A 14,148-nucleotide genomic window follows, 5' to 3' on the forward strand; every position below is an offset into this window, starting at 1 on the left:
GATGCTTCATATAAAAAACGAGCATAATTATATAATACCAAACCCAATAATTAAAGCACTGCCCAATGACGAGCAGAGAGCGACTTAACCGTAGCCACCTGTTTAGCAAAATTACACCACGCCTGACAGGCGGCATCTACAATAGCTTCATAACTATCAAAACAGCGATTTGATAGCCAGTGTTGCTTAATATACTGCCAAACCTGTTCAATCGGATTTAATTCAGGCGAATAAGGCGGTAGCTTCAAGATAGTCAGGTTTGGTAAATTATAGCGCTCTTTATGCCATACCGCCCCATCCATCACCACAACCGCATGGCGACCTTTGGGTACAGCTTGGCTAATTTCTTGTAAATGCCGCTTCATACACTCGCCATTAGCATAAGGCATGATGAGTCCCACACTTTGACCTGTGGCAGGACATACTGCCCCATAAAGGTAAGTCGAGATAAACTGCTGTTGACGGACTACTCTGGGTCTTTTACCACGGTAATGCCATATTCGGGTGATTGAACCTTGCTGGCCAATCCGGGTTTCATCTTGAAACCAGATGTCAACATCGCTTAGCTTGGTATCTTCGGGCAGTATGGCAGTTACCTGCTCTATGAAGTTTTTTTAAAGGCTTCTTGGGCGTTAATGTCAGCTTGCGGATGCTGGCTTCTGGCACTTATCCAACTCATACCAATTCGAGCCAGTAGTTCATAAATGCCATTGACGCTATAGCTTGCTTGGTAATGCTCGTGAGCAAGCTTTTGGATGTCTTGTCCTGTCAGTCTGCCGCCGCCCCGTTTTGCTTGGCTGTCAACAATCAGTTGTTTAAAGCTTTCTATGTACTCGGGAGCCAATTTGCTGTTTCTGCCGCTTCTTGGTTTGTCATAGAGGCTATCAAGCCCTGATGCTTGGTAGCGTCTACGAGTACGTCGTGCGGTTTCAATGTTGATGTTGAGGTTTTCTGCAATCTCAAAGCTGTGTTTGCCAATGCGATATTGGTGAAGGATGTAAAGACGTGTTCTGGCTCTGGCGTTACTTTCAGTTTTGGCCAGTTCGCCAAAGTCATAATCATCTAGGTTGTGTTTTGGGTTTGATTCTTTCATATAGCTATAATACTATATTTTATGGGTTTGGTATTAGTTATGCAGTGCTACTATTAGTATTGCTTTGGACGCCAACTATGTTGACAAACACCGTGAGTCAGCGGCGATTAAAGCCCATGGTCAAGTAAATGTAAAAACTTACACTAATAAATTTATGCCCATGTTTCGTGCGGTTGCACACGATGATATAACATCATCGACAGTTAAAATTGTCTGTGCAGGTCGCGATGAGACCGTGGTGGGCATTCATGCCGTCGGGTCAGATGTGGATGAAATTTTACAAGGATTTGCTTTGGCAATGAAAGTTGGTATTACTAAAGCAGATTTAGAAGAGACATTTACCATTCATCCAACAAGTGCAGAAGAATTTTTAAGTTTTAACTAAGCGGATATAAAGTGAGTGAATATTGAAAGTAAATGAGGTTAGCCGTTATAAGCAACGTCTAACCTCGCTATAAAACAGTTAGTTGATAGCAGCAAACAAATCATTCAATGCTTCACTCATACTAGGGTGGGTAAAAATATGATCACGCACCTGCTGGTAGGTTAAGCCTTGACGGATTGCTAAATCCATAAAGTTAATCAATTCATGCGACTCGGCACACAACAGTTGCACACCCAAGATTTTATCAGTTTTAGCATCTACTACGGCCTTAAGCAGCCCATCAGCTTGTTCTAAGATATTGGCTTTAGGAATAGTTGCTGCATCTAGTGTGGCGGTTTTAATGTCATAACCTTTATCTTTTGCCATTTTTGCGGTCATACCGACATTAGCAAGTGGCGGATTGACAAACACCGCATAAGGGAAAGTACGGTCTTTGGTGGTGTAACTGCCATCGCCCAATACTTGGCTTTTAACTACACGATAATCATCGAGCGAAATATAGGTAAATTGGGGGCTGCCTGCCACATCGCCCATCGCATAGATATTCGGCACGTTGGTTTGTAATTTTTCATTGACAGCAATATAACCTTTATCGGTAAGCTCAATGCCCGCTTTTTCAAGGTTTAGCCCTTCGGTATTGGCTCTGCGGCCTGTAGCAACCAAAATCGCATCGGCATGCAGTTCGCTATCAGCGGTGGTAATTGTGGCTTGCTGTCCACTATCGCTTATTTTTTTGATTTGCTGATTAGTTTTGACTGTAATATGCTGTTTTGCCATGATAGCGAGTAAAGTTTTGGTGATATCTTCATCTTCTCGTGGTAAAAAGGTATCGCCTGTTTCTAAAATCGTCACTTCACTGCCAAACCCTGCAAAAATAAAGGCAAACTCTAGCCCGATATAGCCACCACCAATAATAACGAGCTGTTTTGGTAAATCGGTTAGTTGCATGATACGGGTGCTGTCGTAGGCAAATTTGCTGTCTTTTAACCCATCAATCGGCGGCTGCCAGTTATACGCCCCTGTATTGATGTAAATATAATCAGCAGTGATGGTCAATGTGTCAGTATCGGTGACGACCTGCACGGTTTTATTATCAATAAAACTGGCTTTGCCTGTAATCACTTCGGCATTATCTAGACTATCAACTTTCTCAAAGTTGGCATGATTAAGTTTATCAATTAAATCGTTCTTTTTGCTAACTGCTTGAGCAAGTGATGGTTGTACGTCATGACCATAAGCTAAGAAGGCTAATTTTTTTGAGGGAATACAGCCAATATTGATACAGGTACCACCATACATGGTAGCGGACTGCTCCACTAAAATCACGGATTTGCCTGTCTTGGCTAAAGCTTGTGCCAGAGTTTTACCTGCTTTGCCAAAGCCGATAATCAGATGTTCGATGTGTTTTATGGTCACTGTGAGCCCCTCTGTTTTTATGATTGATTATAAGTTTTATGATTAAATAGAACTTGCTCCATAGTGTAATGATATAGTAGAGATATGCAATTTTATTAATAAAATTTAACATATTAATACCCCACTCTCAACACTTTTAAGCGGGGTTGAAACAAAAAAGGCATGAACTTAAACTTTAATCAATGACCAAAAAGATTAGAGAACAAGCCATGCCCATCGACGAATTTATCATTAAAATCTATCTAATGGTAGATGACTACTACAAAAAGATTGTAACAAACCGGCTAAGACAAGGCGGATATGCACCAAAGCTAACCGACAGTGAAATTATTACCATGGAGATAGTGGGTGAGTTTTTACAGATGGACACCGACTCACAAATCCATCAGTATTTTAAACAGCATTGGCAAACATGGTTTCCACAAATAGGCTCATATCCCAACTTTGCCAAGCAGTGCGTCAATTTGTTACAGGTAAAAACTTTGATACAACAGCATATCGTTAAACAGTATGGACAAGACAACATTCATTTTATCGATGGCTTTCCCATTCCTGTATGCCAATATGCCAGAGCGTATCGGTATAAAACCTTCAAATACGAAGGTAGTTATAGTTACTGCGCCTCAAAGCAACAAAAATATTTCGGCTTTGAAGGACATTTACTCATTAATCTATCGGGCATGATAACCAATTTTACCTTTGCCTCTGCCAGAATAGATGAAAGATTAGTGGCACCTGATATGCTTGATAATATCAAAGGCTTGTTAGGTGCAGATATGGGCTATATTAGCCCTGATTTATCTGAGTATTGCTTTAAGCGATGTGTTGATTTGCAAACACCGCTTAGAAAAAATATGCCCGATAAACGACCAATCAGTGTACTTAATCGTCTTAAAAATGCTCGTCGCAATATTGAGACGGTGATTGGTCAGTTATCACAGCGGTTTAATATGCAAAAGGTGAGAGCGAGAGATTTATGGCATTTATCCCACAGATTTATGCGTAAAATCTTGGCTCATAACTTCTGCTTTGTAATCAATAAACAGTTAGGTAATCCCCCACTTCAGTTTGAGTTGCTTATTTCAAGTTGAGAGTGGGGTTTATCATCATAACTTGTACTGAAAGCCACCAAATCAGCTAATGCTCTGGTAGCGTCTTGATCCTTAGTGCTGGCTCTCACATAAATACGAACGGTCATAACGCTACCTCTATTACTTAGACTTAATAATTAATGTTCATTGATAACAGCAAGAGATTGCTATCATTTAATATCAGATACAAGTCTAATGATAGATAAATTATTATTTAAAGGTTTTATGTTTTAGGTATAGTGAAGTGATAGGGTGACGGAGCAGGCGGTAGTACTTTAATATTGGCCCGAACTCATATTACAACTTATGATCATTAATAAAATCAACCATCACTTGGGCGGTCCGCCCATTTCCTCCTAGGCATAAAAGCGCCCGCGTTCCTTATAGTTTCGTTGGCTTATTTGAGCTCTTTATTTTTGCGCTCAAGCGCTTTGATGACTGACCAAGAGGCATTATAGTTCGGTTAAGTTGTTCATGGAAGAAATCCTGTTTGCATAAGTTGGTCTTGGTAAACCTACTTTAGCAATTGTGAACTTCTTGTTTTTGTCTTTTTTGGCGCTCCCTTCTTCTGAACAGGGGTTACTTATTACTCAAAATTCTAAACAATTTGTTTTATGAGACAAAATTATTTGTTTCTGTTTTCCAATTATGTTCCAATCATAACCTTTTATCGGTGTTTTCATACACTTTAAGCGCATCAAAAGTACTTAATCTTGAAGGAGATAATCGGCTATGCAAGGAAGTAACTCGCCAAATGGCAATCCGCCACATAATAATTTTGATGCAGCAGAGCAAGACTCGCGCATGCAGCGGTTTTTAAAAGGAGTAGAGTGGCTCGGTAATTTACTACCGCATCCTGTTATTTTGTTTGTATGGATGTCAGTATTTTTACTGGTTCTTTCAGCAGTCCTGTCTTACTTTGGTATATCGGTAATCGATCCACGACCAGAGGGTGCAAGCGGCCGTAGCGCTGATGGAACTATTGAGGTCGTCAATTTATTAAACGGCGAGGGCTTAGCTCGTATTGTTGAAAACTTGGTGACCAACTTTACTGGTTTTGTGCCACTTGGTACGGTGCTGGTAGCACTACTTGGTGTTGGTATCGCTGAGCGCTCTGGAATGATATCAGCCGCACTACGTGGGCTAGTGTTAAACGCGCCAAAGAAAATGGTTACCTTTACTATTGTGTTCGCAGGTATTATGTCAAACACGGCCGCTGAGCTTGGTTATGTGGTTTTGATACCACTTGCTGCGGTCATATTTCACTCTCTTGGTCGACATCCATTAGCTGGTATCGCGGCGGCATTTGCTGGGGTATCTGGTGGCTATAGCGCTAATCTATTACTTGGCACAGTTGATCCTTTATTATCAGGGATTACTCAAGAAGCGGCACGTATCATCGATCCAGCTTACACTGTTGGAGCAGAAGCCAACTGGTACTTTATGATGGTGAGTACTTTTTTGATTAGTGGTTTGGGTTATCTTGTGACCGAGAAAATCGTCGAGCCAAGCCTTGGTAAGTACAATCCTACTGACGCCGATGATCCCTCAGTATTAGATACCAAAGCTGAGCGCGTATCTACTATTGAGAAAAAAGGACTTTTTTGGGCTGGTATTAGCATGCTGGTATTCTGTTTATTATTGGCTTGGACCGTGGTACCTGCTGACGGCATCCTGCGTAATGCTGAGACAGGTCTGTTGTCAGGTTCGCCGTTTTTAAAGGGTATCGTTGTCTTCATTTTTGTGTTCTTTGCCATACCTGGTTATATATATGGAAAGATTACTGGTAGCATAAAAAACAACCAAGATGTAGTAGATGCGATGAGCCATGCGATGAGCTCGCTCAGTATTTATATCGTCTTAGTCTTTTTTGCAGCGCAGTTTACCGCCTTCTTTAATTGGTCAAACCTTGGTTCTGTAATGGCAGTATCTGGTGCAACTTTCCTAAACGATATTGGTTTAACAGGTCCTTTCTTATTGATCGGTTTTATCTTGATATGTGCGGTGGTTAACTTGATGCTTGGTTCGGCATCTGCGCAATGGGCCGTGACAGCACCAATATTTGTCCCCATGCTAATGCTAACTGGCTATGCGCCTGAGATGATACAGGCCGCATACCGTATTGGAGATTCGACTACTAATATCATTACCCCTATGATGAGCTATTTTGGTCTCATTATGGCAGTTGCTATTCGTTATAAGAGAAATACTGGTGTTGGCACACTTATGGCGATGATGTTACCTTATTCAATTGCGTTCTTAGTTGGTTGGATTATTTTATTTTGCGTCTGGGTGTTTGTATTTGGTCTGCCAGTAGGCCCTGGTGCAGAGACGTTTTATCCTGCTAGATAGTAGTGAATCAAAGGTTTGCTAAATGACCCCAGTTCGGGATAAGGGAGCGCCAAAAAAGAAGTCCACAATTGCTAAAGTAAATTTACCTAGACCAACTTATGCAAAAAGGACTTCTTACATGGACAACTTAACCGAACCATACTGCTACATTGACGACCTTTACCAATCATTCAAGCCAGAGTTTGAAACGCAAATCATCGCTAGTGGCCGGCGTCGATTAAGAGCATGCCAGATAAATGTAGCAGAGATAACGGCCTTCTTGGTACTGAACCGCCCCGACTTTATCGGAGAGTGATTTACTTGAGTCAGGCAGCGATGCCTGACAGGGTTAAATTATCATAATACCGCTTTTCAAACTCAAAGGGTGACACATATCCAATCGTGTTCTATTAAACCAATCCACCCATTCAAGGGTTGCTAGTTCAACATCGTTCACACCAGTCCAGTTCTGTTTTAAATAATGAATCACCTCAGACTTATAAAGCCCGTTGACCGTTTCAGCTAATGCATTATCGTATGAATCGCCTGTCGTACCGACAGAAGCTATAACACCGCATGTAGCCATTTTATCAGTATAGCGAATGGATAAATACTGAACCCCTCGATCACTGTGATGAATCACATCTTTGGGATAGTTTCTATCTGCTATTGCTTGATTTAACGCCGCCATCACCATATCTGTGTTCATACGATTAGATACTTTCCAGCCCACAATAGCGCGAGCAAACACATCAATAATAAAAGCGGTATACACCCAGCCGCTTATCGTCTTGATATAAGTAAAGTCTGCCACCCAGAGCTGGTTAGGGCGATGAGCGCTAAAGTTACGATTAACCAAGTCATCAGCACGCTTTTGATCATCACGGCTGTGAGTTGTTATTTTACCCTTACCGCGCCAGACACCTTGTAGGCCATGCTGTCTCATTAAACGCTCTATGGTACAACGAGCAACCTTTAACCCGTCAGCTTTCATCTGCTGCCATACTTTACGCGCACCGTAACGGCATTTGCTGTCCTGCCAGATACGTTTAATCTCGCTGATGTAAAAGTCGTCATGTTGACTGCGCAGTGAGCGTTTTTCAGGGTAGCTCTCCAAGTCTTTAGCACGGTGATAGGTTGATGGGGCAATCGGTAATACTCTACAGATCAGCTCGACCCCATAATTATTCTTATGATCGTCGATGAATTGAATCATGATTTTAGTCAGCGGTCGAGCTCCGCCTGGGCGAAAAAAGCGGCAGCCTTACGTATGATCTCATTAGCTTGCTTGAGCTCTCTATTCTCGCGTTCAAGCTCTTTAATACGTTGATCTTGGCTTTGAGCTTGTACCGACGCAGGAACGGTTTGATCGTTGTATTTTTTATGCCATGATCGTAGGGTTTCAGGCGTACAGCCAATCTTAGGAGCAATGGCTTGAATAGCTGACCATGTGGAGGGATAGTCGCCTGACGCTTCAATAAGCATGCGAACGGCGCGTTCTTTAATCTCAGGAGTGTAGGCTTGTCTTTTCATTGTCGTATTCTCTCAGAATGTTGAGTCTCCGACAATCCCGGGGCGGTTCATAAATACCTAAATAGACTGTTATAAGTGGTTCCATTATAGCAGTCTGTTTTAAGTGGCCTGTTAATAGGTTCGAAGGGTGAAATAGCTGGTTCCGCTAGGGTATACTTTTTAGAACACCACCAATTATTTGATTTTTCTTATCTCTGAATGTTCTTAATTTCCTGGTCAAGCTGTATGCGTCTTTGCTGCGTATAGGTCGTTAAGCAACTGTTAAGGGCCATTGAGTGAGCACTACCACCACTAGAGCTACGGGCAGAAAATTTACAGGCTTTATCTCTAAAGTCAATCCATGCTAATTGCACTATTTTTAACTGCTTTTTCTCAGTTTTATTCAATCCATGCTGTAATTTGCTATAAGAGCTATTCAGCTTACTGTCTTCAGCCTTTAATTCAGCGGCAATACATTTGTTTATATCAGCTTGAGTAGTAGCCTTGTCGCATGTAGCTGCTGATGCTTGGGCAGTAGCAAATAAGCCTATTGAGAACAGCACAATACCAGATGCTTTTTTTAAATTAATTGTTATCAAATTCATATCATACTCGTGGTTAGAAATAATTTTTTATCTTATCATGCAGATTGTTTACCTTCGAGTTAATTACTGTATCTGCAGGCCAAAATAAAGCTTTCATTGAAAAACCAGTTTATTCGGTGAATGCGGCTCCCTAGTATAGAACCGTGTTCTTAGGCTTTGCTGAACAGGTTTTTTATAGCATACCTTTATCATACTAATTTTTCTAACAGTAGCTCTGCATTACTGATTGAATCTAGCTCAAAACTGAGGTTGTTAGGAAACTCTTCCCAAATAACGTTAATCCGTTCATTCTGAAAGCATATACAACCAAATCCCTGATCTATGTATTGCGCCCATTCTATGAAAACAGCCCCTATTAGCAGACATATATCTTTTACTAAATCATATATTTTATTAAATGAACTATACTGGAATTGTCGGCCACAAATTATCTTGAGTCACGCAGCATAGCCTGACGGAATTAATGAACAATAGTAGATATTTTCTGCGTCAATAGGCGACAAATATCCGTTGGTAGTCGACGGCTTTTTTCTTAACTTCTGTTTGGTATTTTTTGATTTCCATAAGGGTATTGTCTCAGAGTTTTAGGTCTCCGACAATCCCGAGACGGTTCATACAGAGTTCGGATCAAACAGCATAGATCACTTTTTTATTGCCCAATGATTATCTAAATACCATACCGCCATCGGTCAAAATAGTTTGACCCGTAATATAGTTGGCATCATCAGAAGCTAAAAATGATACTAAATTTGCTACATCTTCAGGTTCCTGTGGTCTTCCGACTAAAATACCCTGTGTAAATTCTTTCCACGCTTGTTTTGGCGCATAACCTTTATATTTGACAAATGCCGCATCAATTCGCTCCCACATAGGGGTATCAGCCACCCCAGGACAATAGGCATTTACACGAATATTATATTGGGCTAATTCTTTAGCAGTTGAGTGGGTAAATGAACGTACTGCGTGTTTAGTGGCGCTATATAAGCTTAGCATTTCATATGACTCATGTCCTGCAATACTACAAGCATTGATAATCTTACTCACGTTGTTTTGTTTTTTCATCTGCTCGGCGGCTGCTTGCGTGCCAAACACCACGCCTTTGATATTCACATTCATTACACGGTCAAGCTCTTTTTCTTCAATTTCTAAAAACGGCTCAACCGACTCCACCCCTGCGTTATTGACAAACACGTCAACCTGCCCAAAGGCTTTCACCGCTTCTTCGATAAGGCGAAATTGGTCGGCACGTTTTGACACATCGCCCACCACCGTGATGCTTTCATACCCTGCTTTGTCAAATTCGGCTTTGGCTTTTTTTAGATTATCTTCGCTGATGTCGTGTAGCACCACTCGAAAACCATCTTTGGCAAGACGAGTCGCAATGGCATTACCCAGACCCCCTGCCGAACCTGTTATGACTGCAACTTTTGCGTTGGATTTTGTAGATTTAGTCATTATGATTCCTTATTGGTGAAAAAAATTAAAAAATACATCGTATCAAAAAACGCTATCTTTTGAGTATAACAAACGTTGTAGCAATAATTTCAGCAAAATTGTTTGGCGTAAGTAATGTTTTTTTTACAAAGCGTAAAAGCCTGTTAGATATGATAATATTGCTACGACCAACCTTATCGGCAATGTAAATCCCCCAAACTTAAAACAACATCAAAGTAGAAACATTAAGCCACCTGTTTAAACTCAGCAGGTGTCATATCATTCAATGAATCATGCGGTCGTTCATGGTTATAAACATGGATCCATTCATCCGTTAATTGTCTAACCTCATTTAAATTACTGAACAGAGTAAGCCCCCGACCATCCCCTCTACTGGATTCTTAGATGAAGCGAGATAATGTCCATGATTTTCAGTAAATGGACATTAACATGGCAACCAACAAACCCAGACGCAAGACCTACAGTGACGAATTCAAAGAATTTCTAGTCCAAGAAGCGATAAGCTCAGGGCGGTCAATTGCCAGCATAGCCAGAGACAACGGCATCAACCAGAACCTATTGCACAACTGGAAACGAGAACAAAAAGCCAAACAAGCCCAAACCGACCAAATACCCGCACTTATTGACAATGACGCTTACCGCAATACACCAACATTCATCCCTGTCAGTATTGTAGTGGCATAATTAAATTGGACAACTGCTAAGAGGCTATACTAACCCAAAGAAGGAAAATAGTATGACCAACAAACGCAACCAATATACCCGAGAATTTAAATTAGAAGCGATTAGCTTAGTCACTGATCACAACCGCACCATACCTGATGTGGCAAGCTCACTGGGTATTGGCAAATCTACCCTGCAGAAATGGCTAAGTCAGTACCGTCAAGAAATGAGTGGCCAAGCGCCTAAAGTCGGCAACGCTTTAACGGATGAACAGCGCGAGCTTCAAGAATTGCGTAAGCAGGTTAAGCGGCTGACTATGGAGCGCGACATATTAAAAAAGGCTTCTGCTCTGCTGGCCTTGGACAGCCTGAACGGCTATCGCTGATAAGCAAGCTTGCAGAGCAAGACAAACAGGCCAGTAAAAGCCTTTTATGCAAGTTGTTTGGGGTATTGAGGAGCAGTTACTACTATGGACTAAAGCCCAAGCCCATCAGCCTTGAAGCCGTCAAAACTAAAGCATTAGTCCGCCAAATATTTAACGACTCAAAGCGCTCAGCAGGCGCTCGCAGCATTGCCGCTATACTAATGAATGAACACGGCATCAAGCTGACCCGTTATATGGTAGGTAAACTTATGAGCAGCATGGGGCTTAAAAGCTGTCAGTTAAAGACGCATAAATACAAGCACTGTGATGAAGAACACAAAGCTCATGACAACATACTGAACCGTAACTTTAGCCCCACATCGCCCAATCATGTCTGGACAGGTGATGTCACTTATGTTCGCATTAAAGGCGGCTGGTGCTACCTAGCTATCGTTTTAGATTTATATGCTCGTCGTATTGTTGGCTTTGCTGTATCAGATTCGCCTGACAGTATGCTGACAACCAAAGCGCTGCAGATGGCGTATCAGTCGCGCTTAAAGCCAAGTGGGGTGTTGTTTCACTCTGATCAAGGCACCCATTACACTAGCAAGAAGTTTGCTGAATCCGTGGCAAGTTGTAATGGCATGAAGCAGAGCATGAGCCGAAAAGGTAACTGTTGGGACAACGCGCCAACTGAAAGGTTCTTCAGGAGCTTTAAAACAGAATGGATGCCAAAGGGCGGTTATGAGAATATTGCTGAAGCTCGGACTGCCATTATTGATTATATTTGGGGCTATTATCAGTCAGTGAGACCACACCGTTTTAATGATTATTTAACACCGCTAGAAAAAGAGAAACGCTACTTTAACAAAAACCTCTTATCAGGTGTCCTAAATTAGTTGACCACTACATTCTGTAGCTGGTTTAATTCGCTGGTCACTTGATGCTGCTAAAAAGGCTAGGACTGACGATGGTGCACCTAATGCAAGGTTTATTGTGTTAGATCCTAATGGTGAGTATGCAAAAACCTTCGAGGACTTGACCACAGCTAAGATTTTTAAAGTTGATGCTTCTACATCAGACTCTACTGAAAGCAGCATAGAAAAAAATACGTCAGAGGCTTTAGAAGTACCATTGTGGTTCTGGAATAGTGCCGAATGGTGTGCATTTACTCAAGCAAGTGCAAAGACACAGCGTCCAACTTTAATACAATCCCTACGAAATGTCCGAGAGGGTTTTTTCCAAGAAGGTTTAACCACTAGTCAGGAAATGCGGAGACATTTAAAGATTTTGTTAAGTATCACACATATAGAGATGCACTCTAGTGGACCTTATACAAAGTTTCCACATCCAAAGAATTTTCTTGAGATGATCAAGAAATGGAGGGACGGCTTAAGTCCTCTTAATGAATTTAGTGAAGAGCAAAGTGAGTCTTTAAATGAAGTAATTATTAAAATTAATAGTTTTGAGCAATCTAGAAGTGGGAACTATCCAGTATGGCAGTTTACTAGACCCGAAGTAATTGAGTTTTATGGGTTGCTAAAAAAAGCACATTCAAGCTTTGGAGGGCGAGATACTGACGTTTTACCAATAGATGCGGATATCCCTAGAAAGTTTGAGGGTAATCAGCTTATCAAAAGTCTTGAGGCAAATGCTGAGCTTTTGAAAGTAACAGATCATGTTGAGACTCTACTAATGAGAGTACGTTCAATTCTTTCAGATACTCGAATGAAGTCTATTGCGAGCGATTCGAATATAGAATTGCATGAATGGCTAGAGAACTACATCGGAGATAATAAAGCCTCAAACGGTTCAGTGACGGTTATAGACTTATCCTTAGTGCCTGCTGATATTATTCATGTTTTAACGGCTGTTATTGCTCGGATAACGTTAGAGTCTTTACAGAGATATCGCAAACTAAATGATGGAAAAACACTACCGACAGTGTTAGTCATGGAAGAGGCGCATACATTCGTCAAGCGTTATAAAGATGATAATGAGTATCATGGCTCTGCGGAAGTATGTTGCAAGGTATTTGAAAAGATCGCTCGTGAGGGACGAAAGTTTGGGCTAGGCATGGTTTTGTCATCACAGAGGCCAAGCGAACTATCCCCTACTGTATTATCTCAATGTAATAGTTTTCTCTTACACCGAATAAGTAATGAAAGAGATCAAGAGTTGGTACACAAGCTTGTTCCTGATAACTTAAGAGGTTTGTTGCGGGATTTACCAGGGTTGCCTTCAAGAAATGCGTTTTTACTAGGATGGGCTTCTGAGCTACCAGTTTTAGTTGAAATGAATCATTTACCAGAAGGTCATCGCCCAAAATCAAATGATCCAGATTATTGGGACGTATGGACAGGTAAAAACTCTAAAGGTGAAGAGATACAAAGAGATGTTGATTGGAAGCAAATTACCGATGATTGGCAGCAGTTAGTAAACAATGTTGAAAATGACGATTACTAGGATGATTTGCCTAATCAGGACTATTAAACTAGATCATTTATGTCAACTCCTAAAGCCTCACAGATTTCTATAGTATAGATTAGCATTTTCTCAGTATGATACTTTATTACTCCAAAATGTAACTTAAAGTTCTGATTACTATCATCCAGTATGATACTTTATTATTTTTAGTGTTGATTCATAAGTAGTAAAATCAATACTTTACGATTCTCTCAGTATGATGCTTTATTACTCACTGACAAGTGTTATCCAGCGGTGCCTCTGCAACCAGTGGGGATAAACAAAGTTTACTGATGCAGTCAGTCAATCTATCGTATCAAGAAGATGGCCGAGGCTTTAATTGGCGTGCAAAATCTGTCGTTAGCTTGAGTTACTTAACGCCAGAGCAGCTAGATAGCAAATTTAATACAGGTTACCTTGAGTTGAAAATGCGCATAGATAAAGCCCCTAAACAGGGTGCTAATATGCAAGTGATGTGCAGCGAAAGCCACTGCTTAAGGAATATTGATTTTTCATCGTTTTCACAATCAATGGCAGATAAACGTTGGCATACTCTAGCTATACCTTTGCATTGTGATGACAGCGCAAAAGCTGAACAACCAATAACAGACGCGCTGCGCATTGCGAGTGAAAATTTAAGTTTAGCAATTGCAGATGTCGCGTTGATGATAAAACCGAGTGATGACTCAATATTATTAACGTGTGCAAAATAACACGCTCAGGCCGTTGATTAACCTTTGTTGATCAACGGCCTTTTATATTGGATT

The 14,148-nt window shown here is 41.0% G+C and carries 13 protein-coding genes, 3 pseudogenes and 1 other annotated feature; of the genes and pseudogenes, 9 read left to right on the forward strand and 7 right to left on the reverse strand.

Annotated features, from left to right (window positions below; genetic code table 11):
• Positions 1-50 precede the first annotated feature (50 nt).
• Positions 51-605 (reverse strand): IS630 family transposase, encoded by a 555-nt coding sequence (locus NDQ71_RS19600; RefSeq protein WP_110957775.1) that lies wholly within the window; start codon positions 603-605, stop codon positions 51-53.
• Entirely contained in the window at positions 602-1,093 is a 492-nt protein-coding gene (locus tag NDQ71_RS19605) for a winged helix-turn-helix domain-containing protein (protein ID WP_110957776.1), read from the reverse strand. Before NDQ71_RS19605 ends, NDQ71_RS19600 begins: the two co-directional genes overlap by 4 nt.
• A gap of 64 nt (positions 1,094-1,157) precedes the next feature.
• Between NDQ71_RS19605 and NDQ71_RS19610 the strand changes: the two genes are divergently transcribed.
• Positions 1,158-1,478: a hypothetical protein gene (locus NDQ71_RS19610; protein ID WP_301562984.1), complete on the forward strand. Its 321-nt coding sequence runs from the start codon at positions 1,158-1,160 to the stop codon at positions 1,476-1,478.
• A gap of 78 nt (positions 1,479-1,556) precedes the next feature.
• On the opposite strand, the gene NDQ71_RS19615 is transcribed toward NDQ71_RS19610, so the two are convergent.
• Entirely contained in the window at positions 1,557-2,894 is a 1,338-nt protein-coding gene (locus NDQ71_RS19615; protein ID WP_089111068.1) for an FAD-dependent oxidoreductase, read from the reverse strand.
• Positions 2,895-3,103: 209 nt separating this feature from the next.
• Here NDQ71_RS19615 and NDQ71_RS19620 point away from each other — a divergent pair, with 209 nt between their 5' ends.
• The 3 genes and pseudogenes from NDQ71_RS19620 to NDQ71_RS19630 all read left to right on the forward strand — a co-directional run.
• Positions 3,104-3,985 carry an IS982 family transposase gene (locus tag NDQ71_RS19620; RefSeq protein ID WP_089111072.1) on the forward strand — a complete coding sequence of 294 codons (882 nt, stop codon included), beginning with the start codon at positions 3,104-3,106 and terminating at the stop codon, positions 3,983-3,985.
• An 804-nt stretch (positions 3,986-4,789) separates the two neighbouring features.
• Positions 4,790-6,337 carry an AbgT family transporter gene (locus tag NDQ71_RS19625; RefSeq protein WP_301563094.1) on the forward strand — a complete coding sequence of 516 codons (1,548 nt, stop codon included), beginning with the start codon at positions 4,790-4,792 and terminating at the stop codon, positions 6,335-6,337.
• 118 nt (positions 6,338-6,455) lie between these two features.
• Positions 6,456-6,605, forward strand: a pseudogene (locus NDQ71_RS19630) (IS982 family transposase); the annotation flags it as partial.
• 37 nt (positions 6,606-6,642) lie between these two features.
• On the opposite strand, the pseudogene NDQ71_RS19635 reads toward NDQ71_RS19630, so the two are convergent.
• The 4 genes and pseudogenes from NDQ71_RS19635 to NDQ71_RS19650 form a co-directional block, all read right to left on the reverse strand.
• A pseudogene (locus NDQ71_RS19635) lies at positions 6,643-7,849 on the reverse strand (IS3 family transposase).
• Positions 7,458-7,574, reverse strand: a sequence feature (AL1L pseudoknot). Its footprint overlaps the pseudogene before it by 117 nt.
• A 188-nt stretch (positions 7,850-8,037) precedes the next feature.
• Positions 8,038-8,433: a lysozyme inhibitor LprI family protein gene (locus NDQ71_RS19640; RefSeq protein WP_089111069.1), complete on the reverse strand. Its 396-nt coding sequence runs from the start codon at positions 8,431-8,433 to the stop codon at positions 8,038-8,040.
• Positions 8,434-9,096: 663 nt separating this feature from the next.
• Positions 9,097-9,888, reverse strand: a complete 792-nt coding sequence (locus tag NDQ71_RS19645) for an acetoin reductase (RefSeq protein ID WP_197709576.1) — start codon at positions 9,886-9,888, stop codon at positions 9,097-9,099.
• Positions 9,889-10,112: 224 nt separating this feature from the next.
• Positions 10,113-10,232 (reverse strand): annotated as a pseudogene (locus NDQ71_RS19650) (integrase core domain-containing protein); the annotation flags it as partial.
• A gap of 73 nt (positions 10,233-10,305) precedes the next feature.
• On the opposite strand from NDQ71_RS19650, the gene NDQ71_RS19655 reads away from it, so the two are divergent.
• From NDQ71_RS19655 to NDQ71_RS19675, 5 genes are all read left to right on the forward strand, one after another.
• Positions 10,306-10,572: a transposase gene (locus NDQ71_RS19655; RefSeq protein WP_301562985.1), complete on the forward strand. Its 267-nt coding sequence runs from the start codon at positions 10,306-10,308 to the stop codon at positions 10,570-10,572.
• 52 nt (positions 10,573-10,624) lie between these two features.
• Positions 10,625-10,936 (forward strand): transposase, encoded by a 312-nt coding sequence (locus NDQ71_RS19660; protein ID WP_201608430.1) that lies wholly within the window; start codon positions 10,625-10,627, stop codon positions 10,934-10,936.
• On the forward strand, positions 10,936-11,814 hold the full coding sequence (locus NDQ71_RS19665; RefSeq protein ID WP_238063625.1) for an IS3 family transposase: 879 nt from the start codon (positions 10,936-10,938) through the stop codon (positions 11,812-11,814). Before NDQ71_RS19660 ends, NDQ71_RS19665 begins: the two co-directional genes overlap by 1 nt.
• Before the next feature lie 97 nt (positions 11,815-11,911).
• Positions 11,912-13,381: an ATP-binding protein gene (locus NDQ71_RS19670; protein WP_301562986.1), complete on the forward strand. Its 1,470-nt coding sequence runs from the start codon at positions 11,912-11,914 to the stop codon at positions 13,379-13,381.
• A gap of 293 nt (positions 13,382-13,674) precedes the next feature.
• Positions 13,675-14,094, forward strand: coding sequence for a putative glycoside hydrolase (locus NDQ71_RS19675; protein ID WP_301562987.1), 420 nt, complete (start codon positions 13,675-13,677; stop codon positions 14,092-14,094).
• Positions 14,095-14,148 lie beyond the last annotated feature (54 nt).

This window comes from Pseudoalteromonas sp. KG3 (assembly GCF_030436385.1).
Lineage (GTDB): Bacteria > Pseudomonadota > Gammaproteobacteria > Enterobacterales > Alteromonadaceae > Pseudoalteromonas > Pseudoalteromonas prydzensis.